We start from the raw sequence: 1,457 nt of genomic DNA, 5'->3' as shown, positions 1-1,457 counted from the left end.
CCGGATTTAATAAAGGATAATTCTCCCCTTTATCCAACTGATTAGCATAAGCTTTTGACAAATTGTAAGCCACCCGCTTATTAAAAGCAGTCATTGGTGCCACTTGCATTTCAATAATTACAATAGAGCCGTCAATTAAAACTGCTTTTACATCCAAATAAGTTTCTTTTAAACTGATAATTTTATCAGGATTAAAAGGATTTACAATTGTTAAATCCTTAATAGTTTTTTCTCCATCGTAAATGATCGCATTCAGAAAACTAATTAAAATCTCTTTGCTTTGCTCAGAACCAAAGATTTTTTTAAAAGCATAATCCACCTTGGGATTGATAAATTTCATAGTAGTTTTTCTCCCTGTATAAATAACCTGAAACGAAGTTAAAAGTTAAAAGTCAAAAGTCAAAAGTCAGATTTTATAGGCTCAAAACTTTGACGCTACAGTAATTTCCGGAAATTATTTCACGTCTAATACCATTTCTCAAAAACTTTTCTACATTTTGTTGAGCAGGGGAGTGGGTAGGGACGTTGCATGCAACGTCCGTACAGGGAAAAGTAAAAAATAAGAATAATTAACATTAACTGGGCTATTTTTAGTAAAAAGGTGATTCTACCTGTTTTGATTAATTAATAACTGAAGTATTACCAAAGTATAGCGTTACTTTTAGGAATTGGTATAAAACGTTGAATTAAAAACCTTTACCAGTAAAGATGGGGAGATCGAGAAAGATTTGACAATGGCGATTTAATGGAACATTTTTTGATATCAAATCCGAGTGGATTTGATATAATATACTTTGATAACTCTATAATTCTTCAATATTCAATCTCCCCTACTCTATTTTAGATGTGTCATATCATGTCCGGTTGAACAGTTATAAATAAATAACGACTTAGGAGTCAGGAGTCAGTCCTCAGGAGTCAGGAGGGAAGACTGAAGTTGGAAGAAGAATAACTGGAGTTGAAGGAGAAAGTTTTTTATCACGCTATTATCCGGACATGATATAACCCCCCTTGAAAAGCTATGCTTTATAAACATCTTTACTTAACATAAAACTTGACAAAAATATTATTTGATGTTTGGAAGTCTGAAAGCTCCTAGTGTCGTTGCCATCGCAACGACAAAAAACAACTTTTAGGAGTATACAAGTTAGTCAATTTGTCAAATCAGTAAAACCAACAAAATGCTCGTAAGCTTTTGATAATAGGCATTATCCACTTTTGTAAAGAATTTTGCTTATAAAGCATAGCTTGAAAAGGGGGGAACTGGAAGTCCCCCTTTTTAAGGGGGATGCGCGGGGGATCATTCATTGATGTACTTCACGCCTTATGAAAACTATTATATGAGGAGGAACAAGTTTTTTTATCACGCTCTTATCCGGACATGATATCAGTCCAACATAAGAGTTTTAGGGAACATCTTAACGAACTCAGAAGTCAACGCACCACTCGCCCCTCCA

General features: G+C 34.2%; 1 protein-coding gene. It reads right to left on the bottom strand.

Annotation, left to right across the window (positions count from 1 at the left end):
• A partial coding sequence (locus F6K54_RS23420) for an Rpn family recombination-promoting nuclease/putative transposase (RefSeq protein WP_293082655.1) occupies nucleotides 1-340 on the bottom strand: 340 nt, incomplete at its 3' end.
• Nucleotides 341-1,457: the final 1,117 nt, after the last annotated feature.

Source organism: Okeania sp. SIO3B5 (genome assembly GCF_010692555.1).
GTDB lineage: Bacteria > Cyanobacteriota > Cyanobacteriia > Cyanobacteriales > Microcoleaceae > Okeania.
The sequence above is the reverse complement of the archived record's forward strand: the minus strand, read 5'-3'. Positions and strand labels throughout refer to the sequence as shown.